The following is an 18,535-nucleotide window of genomic DNA, read 5'->3' as shown; positions in this document are numbered from 1 at the left end:
AATTTAAAAATCGATGCAAAAATATAAAAATCCCGCTAAAAAAGACCTTTATTTTAATACATTTTATACTTTACACGTATTTAATATTTTAAAGCATTTCCTCTTTTAAATATTTAGCTGTATAACTTACTTTATTTTTTATTATTTCTTCCGGAGTTCCTTGCACCACAATTTTACCTCCTTTATCTCCTCCTTCCAATCCTATATCCACAATATAATCAGAAGCTTTGATAACATCCAGGTTATGTTCAATTATAAGTACAGAGTTACCTAAATCAACCAGCCTGTTAATAACATCCATTAATATACGAATATCTTCAAAATGCAAGCCAGTAGTAGGTTCATCTAATATGTAAATAGTATTTCCGGTTTGTTTTTTACTTAGTTCAGTAGCTAATTTTACTCTTTGTGCTTCGCCTCCTGATAAAGTAGTAGACTGTTGTCCCAAAGTTATATACCCTAATCCTACTTCTTGTAAAGTTTTAATCTTTTGATAAATCTTAGGTATGGGTTGAAAAAATTCAACCGCTTCATCGATAGTCATATCCAAAACATCGGAAATAGATTTTCCTTTATACCGAACTTCTAAGGTTTCTCTATTAAATCGTTTCCCATGACAGGTTTCACAATGAACATAGATATCCGGTAAAAAATTCATTTCGATAAGCTTTAGTCCGGAACCCTGACAAACTTCACATCTTCCTCCTTTAACGTTGAATGAAAAACGTCCTAATTTATATCCTCTTATTTTAGATTCTGGAAGTTGAGCAAAAAGATTTCTTATTTCGGTAAAAACTCCGGTATAGGTAGCTGGATTAGAACGTGGAGTTCTGCCAATCGGAGATTGATCAACATCTACAATTTTATCCAAAAATTCTATTCCTTCAATTTTTTTGTATGGTAAAGGCAGCTTTTCAGCGCGATAAAAATGCTTGTTTAAAATGGGGTATAAAGTATTGGTTATCAAAGAAGATTTACCACTACCTGAAACTCCGGTGATGCATACTAAACTTCCTAACGGAATATCCAAGGTTATATTTTTTAAATTATTTCCGGTACAACCTGATAATTTTAAATGATGACCATTTCCGGCTCTTCTTTCATCCGGAACATTAATTTTTAGCTGACCGTTTATATATTGAGATGTTAACGTATTAGCTTCTGATATATCTTTAGGTTCACCCTGCCATACTATTTCCCCTCCCCTTTTGCCGGCAAAAGGCCCTAAATCAATCACATAATCTGCATGTAAAATCATATCTTTATCATGCTCTACAACTATTACCGAATTTCCTAAATCTCTTAGTTTTTTAAGTGATTCTATTAATTTTACATTATCTCTTTGATGTAGACCAATACTAGGCTCATCTAAAATATACAATACATTTACCAGCTGAGAACCAATTTGCGTAGCCAGACGTATCCTTTGGGATTCACCTCCGGAAAGCGTTTGAGAAGGACGGTTTAAACTTAAGTATTCCAACCCAACATCTAACAGAAAACTTAACCTTTTGGTTATCTCCTGCAACAACTCTTTGGCTATTATATTTTGATTTTCGGAAATTTTTGCGGGAAGTTCTTTAATCCAGACATCTAATTGTTTTAACGAATAATTTGATATTTCTGAAATGTTTTTCTCATCAAGCCTGAAAAATAAACTTTCTTTTTTTAAACGCGCTCCCTGACAAACCGGACAAATATTATCTTCAAATATCTGGGTCTTAAATTTTTGAGTATCTCCCTCTTCATTACCTTCCGTTAAACGGGTCAGATGTTCCAGCACACCCTCAAAACTTATCTTATAGGTCTTCTTGATCTGAGCATAATCCAAATCCATGGTAATTTTTTCATTAGCACCATATAACACCTCATTTTGCGCCTGCTCAGAAAATTTTTCCCAAGGAGTACTCATGTCAAAACCATTTTTTTTCAAAATAATTTCTATCTGCGACATAATCCACCCGGTATGTTTTAATTCTTCAAAGACTGGAAAAACATTTTTATTAAAAGACAGTTTGGTGTTAGGTATAAGTTTAGATATATTAATTTCTTTCACTCTTCCTATACCATTGCAGTGCTCACATGCCCCTTTGGGAGAATTAAATGAAAACGTATTGGGTTCAGGTACCTGATAAGAAATTCCCGTAGTAGGACACATGAGATTTTTACTAAAATATTTTCCTTGTTCTTCACCCTGTTTAAGCAACATGATTGTACCCTCACCATGCTGCATAGCTAAACGGACAGAAGATAAAATACGCTGATTATATTCATTCTCATCAATAACTAACTTATCTATAACAACTTCTATATCATGTATTTTATATCTATCCAGCTTCATGTCTTTTCCAATCTCTCTAAGCTCTCCATCAACTCTAACCTGTAAAAATCCTTTTTTGGCCAAACTGGCAAATAGTTCACGGTAATGTCCTTTCCTTGAACGGATTAATGGCGCCAGTAACAATACTTTTTCTCCTAAAAAATCCTTATAAATCAAATCGATAATCTGATCTTCCGAGTATTTAATCATTTTTTCTCCGGTATTATAGGAGTAGGCATCAGATGCACGCGCATACAATAAACGGAAAAAATCATATAATTCTGTAACTGTTCCTACAGTCGAACGAGGATTTTTAGACGTAGTTTTCTGCTCTATTGCTATAACAGGAGAAAGTCCGTCAATTTTATCAACATCCGGACGTTCCAAAGTACCTAAAAATTGGCGGGCATAGGCTGAAAAAGTTTCAATGTATCTTCGCTGACCTTCTGCAAAAATAGTATCAAATGCCAATGATGATTTACCACTACCACTCAATCCTGTAATTACCACCAACTTATTTCTGGGTATTTCCAAAGACAAATCTTTCAAATTATGTTCTCTGGCTCCGTATATTTTTATATAATCCTGATTCATAAATTTAATTGTCTTAAAATTATAGATTTACAGATATTTTCAAGACAAATGCAAAGGTACGAAAATTGAAACTTTTTAAAGATTATATTACCTCATAAATTCATAAACAGATTGTTATTTACACAAGCAAAAATTAATTACTGAATTAAAACTTATATAAGTCATTTTTGTACCTTTGCCTCCTCAATAAGGATATGGATAAAAAGCAAGAGTATCTAATAAATAATTCAAGCCCTTTAATTTTAGATAATATTCCGGATCAGGTTAAACCGGGATGGGCTTGTTCTATACTCTCATTATTTGATGTCTACATAGATACCTTACCTGATCCGGTTAGAGAATTATACACTATTATACCGGATATTGAACAGTGGCGATTTGCTTATGAAATTTATCAGAAATTAAAAGATTTTTCAACGTTAAACACTGATTTTGCACCAAATACTTATTTATTGTTAGCGGAACTTACAGCCCAAATTACTTATAATAATTCCGGACATTCTTATGCTTCTGCTTTTGATAAAAATAATGAATTGGATTTTCCTTATCTGGCTATTAATACTGCTAACTATTTTGAAGACAAAACTTTAATCGAAGAAACCGAATCATTACTTCTTTTATTTAACCGGAGTAAAGGCCTTAAGAATACACTAAAAACCAGTCAGGACTTTATTCTCTTCAAAAAAATTAATGATATTTTGTGGATTAACTGGCATTCTAATTTCGAAGGTATAATAAATGGTAATAATAAATTCCAGAATTATATTCCGGATATTTTCATTCTCAAAAAGACAGGTGCTGATATAACTTCCATTACCAACCGAATTTATCAGATTGAAAGAGACATATTAAATCTTCCGGAAAATTTAGAATATTGTACTTTATTAGCTGAAGCCATTCTCGCCATAAAATAATTACAGACTCTGATTAATAAATTATAGTTATCCATTTCTAAAATTTTTAATAAATATTGTAATATTGCAAAATTTTTAAAATTCAGTCAGAAAAATGAAAGAATCTGTAATTGATTTACTCCTGCAAATCCGATATGTGGAAATCATTGAATTTATAGGAACTTTTGCTTTTGCTATAAGTGGTATTCGTGGTGCTGCCACTAAAAATTGCGACTGGTTCGGAGCGTTTGTTCTGGGCTTCGTAACTGCTGTGGGCGGGGGAACTTTACGGGATCTTCTTTTAGATATAACTCCTTTTTGGATGCTAAACAGTATCTATTTATGGTGTACACTTCTGGCTCTCTTATTTTATATTTTTCTAAGGGAACATCTTAACCATCTCAACAGATTTTTCTTCTGGAGTGACAGTATCGGGCTGGGCTTATTTGTAGTCGTCGGTGCAGAAAAGGCCATGCTTCTAGGCTATAACTCATGGGTTATTATTTCTATGGCAACTATAACAGGTATTATTGGCGGAATTCTCCGGGATGTTTTTCTAAATAAAATTCCTCAGATATTTAAACGTGAAATTTATGCCTTTCCTTGTATTTTAGGAGGTAGCTGCTTTGTATTTTTACAACTGTTTAATTTTCAACTTCCTTTCATAAGTATTATCACTGTTGGAGTAGTTGTACTACTACGTTATATAGCTGTGAAATGGGATTTACAAATCCCAAGACTTAAAAGTGAAAGATAAATTGTTTTTTTTACTAATCATCAGATTTTGTTTCAGCTTCGGTGTATAATTGGGATGCACTGAGTAACTTTTTTCTTATTTTTTTTTGCAATAATCTGGGACTTAACACCTTTACTGTATCTCCAAAACCTAATATTTCTCTTTCCAGTTCAAAATTAAGTACCACATCAATTCGTATTACTATACCTCCATCCTCTTCGTTCTTTACAATCTGCTGAGAGCTATGCAAAGGCTTAGTAATTACATAGGGAGCATTATCTTTATTAAACCATAAAATAACTTTTTGTGCCCTATCTTTTTCTGTTTTGGAAACTCCTATTACCTCGTCAAAATAACGGTTAAAGTCAACCCCTTCATACTCAACATAAGGTTCTGCTGCCAATTCGTAGACTTCTTCCATACGATCCAAGGCAAGATTATAAAGAAATTTTCCGCTCTTCTGCTTAGATACCAGAAACCAGCGATTACGATATTCTTTGAGTAGATAAGGATAGTAAACAGATTGCCTAGCCTGTATGGCTTTAAAAGATTTATAATTAATAAGTAATGGTTTTTTATTAACTATTGCATGATAAATAGGAGTAATATATTTAATTCCTCTTAATCGTTGATTTCCTTCAAATTGTATAAATTCCTGTTTTTTATCTTCTGTTTTATATAAACTATTCTCTAATCTGGCTATCATTTCACTCATTTCATCAAAATACTGGAAACCGTTAAGCTGCTTTAATACAGCTACAATTTCCTTCATTTTCCCCATATCGGCATCGGTGATTGGTGAGTTGGTTATACTATATTCAGGATCATCATAAACATAATATTTTCTTTCTTTAACAATAATAGGTGCATTATATCCTAATTTATCGCTTCTCATTAACTGAATATCGGCCTGAATTGTTCTCTTACTTACACCCGTGGTTATGCCTTCATATTCGTATAATGCGTCGGAAACCTTATCGATCAAATCTTCAAGTGTCCATTTCCGATATGGGTTTCGTAAACAATTATCTATAGTTCTGTAACGTATTAATGCAGATTTGTTAGTTGCCATATTATTCTTATCTTTTCAAATATAATTCATTTTAATTTAAAAGACGCAATATAATTGCGTAATAGAGAATATTCTCTCCAATTAAAAAAATTAAATCATAAATAAAAAAGTGATTTACAGTTATATATAAAAAATTATATAAAATTGTTTAATTACGCAATTCTATAACACACTTAAGCATGTATATTTGCAGTATTGATATAGTTAATACCTACTTTCAATGATTCGCTCAAGTAGCACAATGGCAAGTGCATCAGATTTTCAATCTGGAGATCAGGGTTCAATTCCCTGCCTGAGTACGAGTAACACCGGTTCGTTGTCTGAATCTCATGTTTCTGTATAGCATGGAAGTGGTATAAGCCTTTGGCTGTTACCATACTGGAAACAAAACGTGTGTCTGCTAACCATGAACGCTGGGGTTACAGGTTCGAGTCCTGTTGTTTTTTTAAACATAGCTCAATGGATAGAGCACAGTTTTAATCTAGCTGGTTCGATTCCAGCATCCAACTTTTAATTGGACATTGGTTTGTTTAATAGACTGTAAATCTATTAGTAGGAAGGATGAGATACCTTAAAAAATTTCTCGACTTAGGTTTATTGAAAGGAGATTCGGCTTATTATCGTTGGATAATTAAACGGCACTTTACCGAATACTCTGAAAACATAACCAGGTTTACTTATAATTTTTATAAACATTTTGTGAATTCACTAAAATATTATACCATTAAATTTTAGTGATTAAAAACAAAAAAGGATTATATCAAACATTTTTAAACCTCTTTTGTTTCCGTATAAGGAAAGGAATTTCTTTTCAATACACCTTTTTAATTTATAAAATAATAATTATAATGTAAATTTTATACTTATGAAAAGAGTACGAATTATTACCAACACGATTGGATTGGTATTTAAAAATGGTGAATTGATACGAATTTTGGAAAAAGGTTCTCATTGGATTTTTTGGAAAGAAATACTGGAAATTTACGACATGGAGCAACCTTTTAATCCTTATATTAATTTAGAAACTTTACTATTAAATGAAAATTTAAAGGAAAAGTTACATGTTTTTGCCCTTGCGGATAATGAAATAGGTTTAGTATATAAAGATAAAAATTTTTATACTATACTAGAAGCCGGGAAACACGCTTTCTGGAAAAGTAATGAGGGTTTTTCTTTTACTACGGTTGATCTAAATTCACTTGAAATGGATGAATCTATTGATAAAAATTTATTTACCAGAGATATTTTCTTTAAATATATAAGAACTTATCAGATCCAGTCCTACGAAAAAGGGTTGCTTTTTATTGACGGTAAATTTGAAGGTTTACTGGAAGCCGGTTCCTATTACTGGTGGAAAAACAATACAACCATACATGTAGTTAAATCGGATGTACGAAAAATTTCAATGGAAATACCGGGACAGGAAATCCTTACCCGTGATAAAGCTCAGCTTAGAATCAATTTTACAATTACTTATCAAGTAATAGATTTTGTTAAAGCCCTGGTAGAAAATAAGGATTTTGATAAACAATTATATACTTGTGTTCAGTTTGCGCTAAGAGAGTACGTGGGGAAATTGACTTTTGACGAGTTAATGGATACTAAGACGGAAATTGCCTCTGTTGTACTTGCCCTTTGCGCCGATAAAGCTAAAAAACTTGGTGTTGAACTTATGGATTGTGGTTTAAAAGATATTATTCTTCCCGGAGAGATCAAGGAGATAATGAATCAGGTTTTAATTGCTGAAAAGAAGGCTCAGGCAAATAGCATTACCCGAAGAGAAGAAACTGCTTCTACACGTAGTTTGTTGAATACTGCCAAACTAATGGAAGAAAATAGTATGTTATGGAAGTTGAAAGAAATGGAATACATGGAAAAGATAGCAGATAAGATTGGTGAAATCAGCCTTTCCGGTGGTGGAAATACATTGGAACAATTAAGAACTTTGTTTTCTAAATAGCCTTTTAAGAAAAAGACAGCCCAATGATTGGGCTGTCTTTTTTTATTATAAATATTATGATTAATATCTGAACTGCAACCCTGCTCCCCATTTCCATTCACTGTCATAGTAACCGGAAACTGAAATATATTTGGTTAGCAAATAACGCATACGTGTGGTAAATTCAAGGTGATCATCTAAAGACAAGTCCATACGCAGCCGGGGACTTACTACCACATCTTCTTTTTCCAGCTTAACTCTAACCTGCCCGCTGGTTGGTGAAACGCTGGCATCTAAACGCACCAGCATCGGAAGAAGATAACGAAAACCTATGGTCAGGTCATTGATGGTTTGTCTGTTTTGCCTCTGTCCGAATATATTTTTTTCTCTTTCGGAACTTGTATGATTCCAATTGTATCCTATATACGGCATAAACCATTGCATTTTGCCTATATACCTCCCTAAACGAACTTCTGCTTCATAGCCTGGATCGGATTGATAGGCAAGTTTCCATTCCGATTGTAAAGCCCATCTTTTATTTTCCAGCATTAATTTCCCTGTATTACCTCCGCTGCTAAATTCATTTTGTATGCTGAACCGTTTCATTTTATCCATCATGGAAAACATTTTCCAGGACATGGCAGAATCAGGAAGCTGAGGGTTTTGCGGTGAATTTTCATAGCTGAATACCCTACCCATTCCACTCATCATATGATATAATATATGACAGTGGAAAATCCAGTCTCCGGATTCATTAGCTTCAAATTCAATCGTATCGGTTTCCATGGGCATAATATCCAGCGTATGTTTTAAGGGGGAATATTCACCCTGACCATTTAAAATCCGGAAGAAGTGCCCATGCAAATGAAGCGGATGCCTCATCATGGTATTATTATATAATACAATTCTTACCTTCTCTCCTTTCTTTATAACTATTTTGTCAGCTTCAGATATGGTTTTATTGTTTAGCGACCACACATACCGATCCATGTTACCGGTGAGTTCAAAACGCAATTCTTTTACAGGACCTTCAGGCAGTGTAGTAACTACAGGAGATTTAAGCATTGAATAGTTTAATGTAACCGGATTAGTATTTTTTTGAGTAGTGGTATGCATAGATTCATGATTCATAGTATGCCCTGAATGCTCATTTTTTGAATCTTCACCCTCCATATTCATGTTCATCCCCATAGCATGATCGCCATGACCGGAATGTCCGCCTGAGTTATTTTTAATTTCGGGATACATCACCTGATTCATATCCATCTTTTGCATTCCCATTTTCATTCCCATAGGATCCAGGTTTCCATTCATTTTCATCATACCGTTCATCATTTTCATTCCTTCAAAATATTTGAGCGGTTTCAATCGTTCAGCCGGCATTTTATGGCCTCCGTTACCAACCCAAAGAGAAGCTGTACGGGTACGATCTTCAGTAGTAGCTAATAGTTCATACGACATAGAATCATCCGGAACTTCTACCCAGACATCATAAGTTTCTCCATTTCCCATAATAAAACGGTCTACCGTTACCGGTTCCACATCTTTACCGTCGGCAGCAACCACCTGCATTTTACCTCCGGAATACGTAACCCAGAAATAGGAGGAGGAGCCTCCGTTAATAATTCGTAATTTAACTCTTTTATTATGATTTGTTTTGATAGTATCTCCCTGTTTTCCATTGATTTGTATCTGGTCATAATAAACATCGCTAACATCCATTGCACTCATTCTTTTCCACTCATTTTTTATTTTTGTTCCCAAATGTCCTTGTTGAATAGCTTCCAGATAACTTTGAGTAACTCCTTTTTGTATTTTATTTTTCTGTATTTCAGCCCAGTCATCGTGAAAATACAACCTGCGTAAAACATCATTGGAATTAGCATTGGTCCAGTCCGTAACAAGAACCGTATGTTCCGGATAGGTAATTTTTTCATCCTTTTTATCAATGATAAAAGCACCATACATTCCGTCCTGCTCCTGTAATCCGGTATGAGAGTGATACCAATAAGTACCGTTCTGAATAATCGGGAATTTATAAACAACCGTTTCTCCTGCTTTAATAGGAGCTGATGTCAGATAGTCTACACCATCGTATTGGTTGGGTAGCAATATACCATGCCAGTGCAACGAGGTAGTTTTTCCTTTCAGCTTATTATGTATGTATATAACTGCAGTATCTCCTTCCGTAAATCTAAGTGTAGGCATAGGTATTTGCCCGTTAACGGCAAAGGCTTTTTTATTTTTCCCTGTATAATTAACCAGGGTATCTGTAATGGTTAAGTCGTAACGTACTGTTTTTTGTGCAGTAAGCTGGTAGATGCTCATGAAAAAAAACAGCGGAATAATTTTATATATTTTGGATATCATAAATCTGATTGTATAATTAAAAAAAGTTTATAAGTGTTTTTGTATTTAATTTACTATCAAATAGTAAACCATGTTTTATCTTAAGCTTCACGAATACAAAAACGAAATTGAAAAAATCTAGAATTCCGGAGGCTGCCAGGCAACAAAATATACCTGCTGCAATTGAAAAAATTGTAATTTATTTATTTTTAACGTATACTTTTTTAAAGTATTGATGAAAAGTGTGTAGACTGGTGCTTTTGTAACAAATAAACCTGTGGCATGGCATGAATTGTTTATGCATAGCCGGTTTTTGGTATCTGTTGTTTTGCAATGAGTATCTTTTTCTTTCTTACAGCATTCTCTTGACTGGTGCTTCTGTGTGTAGAGTTCGTTACCCCTATAGACTGACTGTACAATATTCACTGAAAACAGGAATAGCAGAAACAAAATTATCGGAAATGGTTTCTTAATCAGAAGCATTTTACAAAAGTAAAGGATCAGGGCATATTACGTTTTATATAATTTCGGTTATTATTTATATAATATTTTTGCCTGGTAATTATAAAACCTATTTTTAATGTTTTCAGTGTAAATAAGGTATATGAATTAAATTTTAACGGATAATTATTCGGGTAGAATATTTCTACCCGAATAATAAAGTAAAATCTCATTCTTTTTCCAGGGCAGGTAATAATAGTTTATACAAAACTGGAGTTAGAATGCGTGATAATAATAAGGAGCTTATCAATCCCCCTATAATAACTAATGCCAATGGACTGTATAATGGAGAGTATTGTATCACAAGCGGTATCATACCAGCTACAGCAGTCATAGTGGTTAAAAATATAGGTATAAACCTAACTTCACCGGCATGTGCAACAGCATCTGTAACGGACATTTTTTCTTCTTTTCTCAAGTAGTGGGTATAATCAACCAGAAGGATCGAGTTTTTTATCTCAATACCTATTAAAGCTATAAAACCTACCATTGAAATAAATGAGAGCGGGTGTCCCGTTATAAATAATGCCCATATTCCTCCCATAATTCCTAAAGGAATAACAGATAATACAATAAGAATGGATTTAAAATTTTTAAATTCTAAAATCAAGGCTGATATAAAAGCTATAAAAGAAATAATCAACACTATGCCAAAACCGTTAAATGCTCTTTGTTGATTTTCTTTTTCTCCTGCAGCTGACCATCTATAACCGTTTGGTAAATCTAACGTATTTAGTTTTTCAATAATTTCATTGTTTATATTATCATATAAGTATCCTTCTATAGCAGAAGCTGTAATAAGGGTATATTGTTCTTTGTTGATACGTGTAAGTGTACTTGGAGTTTTTTCAAAAACTATAGTTGCAACAGATTGAAAGGGAATTGATTCTCCAGTATCAGATTGGATGTATATTTTGTCAAATACTTCGGCAGTTTGTTGTTTGTTTCGGGGTAAAGTCAATCTTATACCTGATTTATTTTCTACATATTCCAACTCAATTTCTCCGGCATCAATTCCGGCAATTGCCATTTGTACCGCAAGATCTATATTGGTAGGGTTAACTCCCAACAGAGCTGCTTTTTCTTTGTTTATAATAATTTGTAAGCCTGTCTTTGTTATCAGTATTGGATTTTGAACATAGTTAGTACCTTCAACCTTTTTTATTATATCTTCAATTTTAACCGAATATGCCTGTAGTGTATCTATATTCTCTCCATATAGCCGTATAGCAATTGGTGCTTCTAATGCGGGTCCTTGTTCATATTCTTTTATTCTGATTTTACTATCTGATACATTTTCTAATTTCTTTCGCAGTCTTTTTATAATTTCAGTTTTTTCCTCTACGGAAATATCTTCATAGCATTGAACAAATATCTCAGCATAATTATTCATAGTCTGCATAGGATTGACATTGTAATAAACTCTGGGATTACCCTTTCCTACATTAGTGGTAAAATATTGAATGTCTTTTTCTGTTGCTAAGGCTTTTTCAACTTCTTTGGCTTTTAAATTTGTGTATTCCAATGATGAATTTGGAGTTGTTTCAATTTCCATATAAAATTGGGGTTTATCCGATTTAGGGAATAGTGAAAATCCCATCATGGGAACAACAGAAAAACCTAAAAGAGTAATAAGCATGACTGAAAGAGCTGCCCGTACGGGATATTTTAAAGAAATTCTGATGATTTTACTATAGGTTAAATCTATTCCTTTTTTTACGGCTCTCAAAAATATGTTGCCTTGAGGATTAGTTTTATCTGTTAATATTTTACTTGAAAGAAACGGGACAATGGCCAGGGATACAAATAAGGAAGCTGACACCGCCAGGATTACTGCCATAGGCAATGATCTTATAAATTCACCGGTGCCTTCGGGTAAAAAAACTATAGGCATAAATGCTATAATCAAGGTAGCCGTAACTCCTATCACAGCAAAAGATATTTGATGGGTACTGGTTAAAATAGCTTTTTTTAAAGGTAGACCAGAACGTACCGTCCTTTCAATATTCTCGTTAACAACAATGGAATCATCTACCAATATACCCAGTGCAATAATCAATCCTACAATACTTAATTGATTAAGATTGTATCCTAACAGGTTTAAAGCTACTAAAGCTATTGCTAATGACAGAGGAATGGATATAATAACAACCAACGTAGATCTGAAGCCTAAAGGCAGAAGAGTTATTATTACCAAAAAAAGAGCAATTATAAAATCACCACCCAACTGTTTTAATCTTTTTTCCACACTACTCGATTGATCAAAGTTTGTTTCAAGTTTAATGGTATCTGGTAAGTTTTTTTCAAAGGAGGATATTTTATCTTTTGCTTCATCTGCGACTGATACTATATTATACCCTTCTTTTAATGATGCTGTAACCAAAGCCGATTGCAGACCATTAAGCCTGATTATGTGGTCTTCTTCTTTATATGTTCTTTTTACGGTTGCAATGTCTTTAAGCTTTAGGTTTGTCTTATTTTTAGTATAAACTATGGTATTGGCTACCTGCTCTACTGATTGATATTTATTACCTGCTTTTACACTAAAAACTGAATTTCCCGATACTACGTTACCTGCTGATATATTAAAACTTTCACGTTTTAAATAATTAATAATTTGAGAGACCGGAATATGATAATTGGCAATTTTATTAATATCAAGCTCAACTCTTATTTCCTGCTCAGGATAACCGTGAGTTTTTATATTTTTAAGACCCTCTACTGTTCTTAAAACATCTTTTAACTTTACAGCATATTTTTCTAATTCTTTATAATCTGCTCCTTTGGATTGTAAGGCCAGTTGAAAAATATTGACATCACTGTTTTTAAAATGTTCGATGCTAAGGATGTATGCATTATTCGGAAGTTTTTGATTTCTAACAATCTCCATTTCTCTTACAACTTCCTGATATTTACTATCTCCATCAACTCCGTATTTATATTCTATAGTAGTAACTGCAATATCACTCCATATCTGAGCTTTAATTTCTTTCACATCCTCCAGTTCGTAAAAACGATCTTCTATCGGTTTTACAATTCGTTCCTGAATTTCATTAGGCATTGCTCCCGGCATTGCTGTAACTATAACATAATAAGCATATTTGATTTCAGGATCTTCACTTCTGGGCATGTTGTTCAACGTTGTCCATCCTAAAGCTAAGATTCCTAAAACAATAAGCAAAGTCAGAGAACTTCTTTCTAAGAAAAATTTTAAAAATGAATTCATAGTGAATAATAGTTTGTATTTCTTATTGGTTAATTGACACCCTGGAACCGGAGGATAAAAATCCTGCACCTTCTTTTATTACTGTATTAATATACTCCGGCTTTTTTTTGAAATAAAATAGGCCTTTATCAATGAAGTCTATATCCAGTTCTACTTTTTCAACCCTTTTGTTTTCTTTGGGTACATATACAAAACCTTTCTTATTGTTACCCTCTATTAAACATTCAAGGGGTAAAGTATAATAGGCAATTGATCTTTCCGGAATAATATTTACTGTAGCAAACAACCCTACGGATATGCTTTCGGAATTTTGGTTTATTTGAATATCTACAGTATGTAAACCTGTGGAATAATCTGCATTATGGGCAATATGTTTAACTTTACCCTTAAATTTATTATTCAATTTTCCTTCCAATTCTATCTCTGCATAATCTCCAACTGCTACTAACAAACGTTCGTTGGCTGTTAAGGAAACTTTTATAATAAATTCATTATTTTTTTCAGAGCTCACCATATAAACTGGACTCCCAGCATTAACAAACTCTCCTTCATTATTCATCTTTTGTAAAACAACTCCATTTTCCGGTGCTTTTATCACTGTATACGCTTTATTATATGCTAATATTTTTAAAGATTCGCGAGCTATATTCATGGTTGTTTCAGCATTTTGTATCTGTTCAAGAGTAGCTGCTGAATCTGTTCTTAAATTCTGAAGTCGTTTGAAATCTCTGACCGCCTTGTTATAACTTTCAGTTGCCTGATCAACTTGTGCCATTAATTCTGTAAGCTCCAACTCTGCCATGAGTTGTCCTTTTCGTACATACTCTCCTTGTTTTGCATACATCCGCTTTATTCTTCCATTCATATTAAAAGACATCTTTACATCTTCTTGTGTTTTTATTATTCCATAAGCTTTAATTTCAGGAATTATACTTTTCTTCTCTATATCTATAATTTTAACAGGAATTGTTTCCATATTTTCCTTAAAATCTGCTTTGTGTTGATCTTTATTTCTGGCGCATGCAGTAAATAAAAGCATAATAACAGGAAATATTATAATTTCTATTTTTTTCATTTTTTAATAGTTTGATAAGTTAATACTGGCACTAGCTCTCTCTACTTCAGCATATTTAATTTTTATATCGTAATACGAGATATTGTATAACAGATTCGTATTGATAAATTGATTTTGTGCATCAAGAAATTCTATATATAATGCCATTCCTTCTTTAAATTGCTTTTCAACTTCTTTATAGTACTTTTGAGCTGCTGATAGTCGTTTTTGTATAGCATAAAAACTGTTGACGACTTCTTTATATGAGTTTATAGCTGTCAATAGTTGTAGCTTAAGCTGCCTTTCTGCTTCATCTTGCTTTGATTTTATTATTTCCAAATTTGCTTTGGACTTTTTTATTTTATATAGTTCTTCTCCTCCTAATGACAATTTCCAAATTAGTGATACTCCCACCATATAATAGCGAGTATTTTGATTAAATCTCCAATCTATACCTTGCGAACCTATATCAAAAAAAGCGTTCATTTTAGGTAGATAATAGCTTTTTGCACTCTGGTTCTCATAGTCGTATATTTTACTGGCAAAATCAAGTTTTTGAAGTTCTTCTCTTTCTCCTAAGCTATCTTCATTAATTTCATCCTTATTTATATCTGAAATTTCGAAATCAGTGAAGCTAATATGACTATCAAAAGGTTTGTTTAGTAAAAAGTTAAAATAAGCCTGAGTATTTTGTAATTTTAGTTTTGCTGAAAATAACTTTTCTTCATTTTTGCTTACTTCATTTTCTGATCTCAACACTACTGATCTATTTACTTTACCATTTTTGAACATAGATTCATTTATTCGTGATCCCTCTTTTGCTAGTTTTACTCCATTCTCATATATATTTATTTCTTCTGTCATCTGACAAAATTGGTAATAAGCTATTTTAATATCTTTTACCAGCTCTCTCTTATATATTTGTAATTCTAGTTGTTGCATGTTAAAAGCTGATTTTTGAATCTTTTGATTGTAGTAGATTTCCGAATTAATTATGGGAAGAGACCATCTGATTTTACTGTCATAATAGTTTTTTGGATTGAGTTGTTCACTAATATTATTTACCTCTGAAAATTGCGCACTGGTAGAGAGTTCATTTAACGTAGAATAAATAGGATTTAGTAAATCTCCTATGGGTAGTTCTATAGCTCTGCCTCCTTTCGCGTAAGAATAATTTCCTTCAAGTGATAAAGTTGGAAAAAATAGAGCACGAGCTTCTTTTAGCGAATACATATTTTTTTTTAAAAGAAAAGTTTGCTGCTTTATACTTTCATTATTATTAAGCCCTTCTTTCAGGTATTCTTCCAAAAATACCTGACCTTTCAAGTAATTAGAATTTAATGAAATAATACAACTTAAAATTGCTAAAATCCACATAGATAATCTATGTTTATAATATGAACCTTGTTCATATAGGTAGTAAAAAAAATTTTTCATTATCATAGTTTTGAAATTAATTATTATAATAACACAAAAATAAACGTTGATTTTTTATTGAACAATGTTTAGTCATTAGGCAAAAAATTTTATTTTTTTATCAGTTTTATAAAAGCGTCTAACACTTCATAATTCATGATGTTTTTAATATTAGCCTCTTCAATTACATTTAATCGATTTCTAATATATAAAGAACTCATTCCGTGTACTGTACTCCAAAATAAAACTGCAAGTACATCTGGTTCTCCATCCTGAATCATTTCATTGTCCAAACATCGTTGAATGATAGTCTGCAAAAATCCAAATGCATCCTGTCCTTCCCACCCTTCTCCATCGCAGTGCTTATAAACATGATCTATAGGAGCTGTCATGATAAACATGAGATCGTAAAGCTCTCTGTTTTCTAAAGCAAATTTAACATACGCATGTGCTATGTCTGTTAATTGTTGAAATGCATCTTCCGTATTGGAAACAGCTTCTGCCATGTATTGCTTCAAAAGGCCGAATCCGGACTTATTGATCTCAAATAGTATAGAATCCTTGTCTTTAAAATAAAGATATACAGTACCTACGCTGTAATCTATTTTTTCCGCAATATTGCGAATCGTCGTATGTTCCAATCCTTTTTCAATAAAAAGTTCTTTGGCTGCTTCGAGTATGGAATTTTTAAGGTCTTCTTTTTCTTTTTGTCTTCGTTCTGCTGTTCCCATGGAAAATTTCTAAAACAAAATTAATGAACAACGTTCATATTTCCAAATATTTTACTCATAAATAGTATATTGAATAAAAATATTTGGGTCATATTTTAAAATTTTTAACAGCTATTAATTTAATCAACAGTAGAATAAAATATCATTCTTCATCCGTTAAAAAATTATTTTATGAAATTATATCTACCGCTTTTTTCATAAAAAAAGGAGCTGTTTAGCTCCTTTTTTTAATATCCGATTGTCATTCTCTGCTGGTGGTGCTGAGGAGTTTCTAGCTCATCTACCATAGCTTTAGCATAGTCCTGTACTGATATTTTACTGTTTCCTTGCTCATCTATAATCAGGTCATCTAAGCCTAAACGATATTTTTCGGTACGTTCTCCCGGTTCTATAACTCCTGCCGGAGAGAAAAATACCCAGTCCAGATCTTTTTCCGGAAGAAACTGCTCCTTTAAAACCAAGGCCAATGATTTCACTCCGAGAAGAATCTCCTCTGGAATTACCCCGGTATCTACCACTGTTTTTCCTGGTGCTACCAATAAACTACCGGCACCTCCTACTACTTGCAATCTCTTAATTCCTGCCAGTTTTACTGCGGCAATTATAGAACGGTATCCTTTTATTGTATCTTCATAAATTTCCGGGTTAGTCCATCCGGGGTTATAGGCACTAATTACGGCATCATTACCTTTTAAAACTTCTGCCAGCTTTTCTTTATCAAATATATCAACGCTAACTACCTTTAAATGTTCATTTTTCACTTTAACTTTTTCAACGGATCTAGCGATGGCTGTTACTTCAAATCCTCTGTTAAGTAACTCGTTTACTAATTCAGAGCCAATAAATCCGGTGACTCCTATCAATACTATTTTTTTCATAACTATATGTATATATTATTTAAATTTAAAACTGAAACTTTATATGTTACAGTATAGGCCAAAAAAAATTAAAATTTTTCACTGAATTCCATCAGACTTTGTGTTTGTAGCTGTTTAAGTACTACTTCTTCAATGGAACTGCTGAGTTCATTAATATTTTCGTTTATTTTCTTTCCTACACAACATTTGGGATTAGGATCCGCCAGAAGCTTTCCTAATAAGGTCTGATTGTACACGCTAGCATAAACTTCGGACAACATAATCTTTTCCGCCGGCTTGTTTAATCTACTCCCTCCGTTTTTCCCTTCTTTGGTTTGGATAAAACCATGCTTACTCAAGTTGGATAACTCTTTTCTTACTAAAACCGGGTTAACATTAATACTTCCAGATATAAATTCAGAAGAAAGCCATTCATCTGAATTTTTAGCCATAAGAGTTAAAATATGCATGGATAGTATAAAATGTCTGTCATTCATTACTGTAACAAATTAAATTACAGTTCAAATTTACATATATTTTTTAAACTGACAAATTTTTCATTGAAATATATACTAATCCCAATATCCAGTATAATAAAGGAAAAAGGCTTATGAGTAAAACTCCCCATTTAAATTTGATTTTTTTTTTACTAAATACAATTTCAACTGAGTTGATTATTGATAGTAAAACAGAAGTAAAATGAACAAAAAAAGAAAACATTGTTCCCCAGGTATAAATCCATCGATAATTTGAATATCTGAACCCTTCCAGTCCTCTTGCAGCAAAAACAGAGAAAAAGAATAAAAATAACAGAATTAATGAATTTTTTGTACGATTGGCAAACATG

14 protein-coding genes and 1 tRNA gene are annotated in these 18,535 nt (G+C 32.7%); 4 read left to right on the top strand and 11 right to left on the bottom strand.

The window, feature by feature from the left end; genetic code table 11:
• Positions 1 to 88: 88 nt before the first annotated feature.
• Complete coding sequence (gene uvrA / locus EQ921_RS12745; protein ID WP_128331921.1) at positions 89 to 2,914, bottom strand: excinuclease ABC subunit UvrA; 2,826 nt, start codon at positions 2,912 to 2,914, stop codon at positions 89 to 91.
• Between the two features lie 194 nt (positions 2,915 to 3,108).
• On the opposite strand from uvrA, the gene EQ921_RS12740 reads away from it, so the two are divergent.
• Positions 3,109 to 3,828 carry a hypothetical protein gene (locus EQ921_RS12740; protein WP_128331920.1) on the top strand — a complete coding sequence of 240 codons (720 nt, stop codon included), beginning with the start codon at positions 3,109 to 3,111 and terminating at the stop codon, positions 3,826 to 3,828.
• Positions 3,829 to 3,922: 94 nt separating this feature from the next.
• Complete coding sequence (locus tag EQ921_RS12735; protein ID WP_128331919.1) at positions 3,923 to 4,564, top strand: trimeric intracellular cation channel family protein; 642 nt, start codon at positions 3,923 to 3,925, stop codon at positions 4,562 to 4,564.
• A gap of 13 nt (positions 4,565 to 4,577) precedes the next feature.
• On the opposite strand, the gene EQ921_RS12730 is transcribed toward EQ921_RS12735, so the two are convergent.
• The gene (locus tag EQ921_RS12730; RefSeq protein ID WP_128331918.1) at positions 4,578 to 5,615 is read right to left on the bottom strand and encodes a YafY family protein; all 1,038 of its coding nucleotides are present in this window, start codon (positions 5,613 to 5,615) and stop codon (positions 4,578 to 4,580) included.
• 227 nt (positions 5,616 to 5,842) lie between these two features.
• Between EQ921_RS12730 and EQ921_RS12725 the strand changes: the two genes are divergently transcribed.
• Positions 5,843 to 5,914, top strand: a tRNA-Glu gene (locus EQ921_RS12725).
• A 566-nt stretch (positions 5,915 to 6,480) separates the two neighbouring features.
• On the top strand, positions 6,481 to 7,575 hold the full coding sequence (locus EQ921_RS12720; protein ID WP_128331917.1) for a slipin family protein: 1,095 nt from the start codon (positions 6,481 to 6,483) through the stop codon (positions 7,573 to 7,575).
• 60 nt (positions 7,576 to 7,635) lie between these two features.
• Here EQ921_RS12720 and EQ921_RS12715 read toward each other — a convergent pair whose 3' ends face one another.
• The 9 genes from EQ921_RS12715 to EQ921_RS12675 all read right to left on the bottom strand — a co-directional run bounded on the left by EQ921_RS12715 (position 7,636) and on the right by EQ921_RS12675 (position 18,534).
• Complete coding sequence (locus EQ921_RS12715; protein WP_221410497.1) at positions 7,636 to 9,924, bottom strand: multicopper oxidase domain-containing protein; 2,289 nt, start codon at positions 9,922 to 9,924, stop codon at positions 7,636 to 7,638.
• Positions 9,925 to 10,041: 117 nt separating this feature from the next.
• A complete protein-coding gene (locus EQ921_RS12710; protein ID WP_128331916.1) occupies positions 10,042 to 10,329 on the bottom strand; it encodes a hypothetical protein in 288 nt (95 codons plus the stop codon).
• 244 nt (positions 10,330 to 10,573) lie between these two features.
• A complete protein-coding gene (locus EQ921_RS12705; RefSeq protein ID WP_128331915.1) occupies positions 10,574 to 13,630 on the bottom strand; it encodes an efflux RND transporter permease subunit in 3,057 nt (1,018 codons plus the stop codon).
• A gap of 22 nt (positions 13,631 to 13,652) precedes the next feature.
• Complete coding sequence (locus EQ921_RS12700; RefSeq protein WP_128331914.1) at positions 13,653 to 14,705, bottom strand: efflux RND transporter periplasmic adaptor subunit; 1,053 nt, start codon at positions 14,703 to 14,705, stop codon at positions 13,653 to 13,655.
• 3 nt (positions 14,706 to 14,708) lie between these two features.
• Positions 14,709 to 16,121 carry a TolC family protein gene (locus EQ921_RS12695; protein WP_164875636.1) on the bottom strand — a complete coding sequence of 471 codons (1,413 nt, stop codon included), beginning with the start codon at positions 16,119 to 16,121 and terminating at the stop codon, positions 14,709 to 14,711.
• A gap of 89 nt (positions 16,122 to 16,210) precedes the next feature.
• Positions 16,211 to 16,831 carry a TetR/AcrR family transcriptional regulator gene (locus EQ921_RS12690; protein WP_128152027.1) on the bottom strand — a complete coding sequence of 207 codons (621 nt, stop codon included), beginning with the start codon at positions 16,829 to 16,831 and terminating at the stop codon, positions 16,211 to 16,213.
• A 227-nt stretch (positions 16,832 to 17,058) separates the two neighbouring features.
• Positions 17,059 to 17,709, bottom strand: coding sequence for an NAD(P)-dependent oxidoreductase (locus EQ921_RS12685; protein ID WP_128331912.1), 651 nt, complete (start codon positions 17,707 to 17,709; stop codon positions 17,059 to 17,061).
• Positions 17,710 to 17,777: 68 nt separating this feature from the next.
• Positions 17,778 to 18,185 carry an Rrf2 family transcriptional regulator gene (locus EQ921_RS12680; protein WP_128331911.1) on the bottom strand — a complete coding sequence of 136 codons (408 nt, stop codon included), beginning with the start codon at positions 18,183 to 18,185 and terminating at the stop codon, positions 17,778 to 17,780.
• Positions 18,186 to 18,228: 43 nt separating this feature from the next.
• Complete coding sequence (locus EQ921_RS12675) at positions 18,229 to 18,534, bottom strand: hypothetical protein (protein WP_128331910.1); 306 nt, start codon at positions 18,532 to 18,534, stop codon at positions 18,229 to 18,231.
• Position 18,535 lies beyond the last annotated feature (1 nt).

This window comes from Apibacter sp. HY039 (assembly GCF_004023655.1).
Lineage (GTDB): Bacteria > Bacteroidota > Bacteroidia > Flavobacteriales > Weeksellaceae > Apibacter > Apibacter raozihei.
Note: the sequence above shows the minus strand (reverse complement) of the source record. Positions and strands in the feature narration are given on the sequence as shown.